Source organism: Occallatibacter sp. FHG110214_02, assembly GCF_059115385.1.
In genome coordinates, this window is sequence record NZ_JBZYWK010000051.1 from 1 (window position 1) to 472 (window position 472).

The window sequence follows — 472 nt, forward strand, 5'->3', positions numbered from 1 at the left end:
CCATGCAAATCAGGATGACAAAAATCCATGCCAGCGACTGCAACACAAGATGCAGCAGAATCTGGTGCTGTACTCCCACCTGCGCCGCCCACTTGTCATACACCGAAGCGAGCTGCTGCTCCGTGCGTATGCGATCTTCGTAAATGCTCACCAGTTGCTGCCGCAGGCTTGCCGCCTGGATACGAGCCAGCCGTGTCGTTCCATTGCTGGCCGCCGCATTTGCTTGTGAGCCTGCTTGCGTCGCAAGCGTGCTCTGCGTCTTGGCCAGGTTGGTTGCTGCCGCACGCGCCTCATCCGCGGCCTGCTCAATTAGCATCAGCCGCGAGCTCTGCTTGAACCACGCGCCGACTCTGCCTGCCAACGTGGCATACTTCGCCGCGTTCATCACAGCGGTCTCGCCGGTCGCATGGTCTTCGGCGTCATACTTCTTCATCGCCGCATTGCGTGCACCCAGCTCATCTTCAATCTGAGG

1 pseudogene is annotated in these 472 nt (G+C 59.5%); it reads right to left on the bottom strand.

From position 1 onward, the window contains the following. Positions 1 to 472, bottom strand: a pseudogene (locus AC5S3R_RS20700) (mechanosensitive ion channel domain-containing protein); the annotation flags it as partial.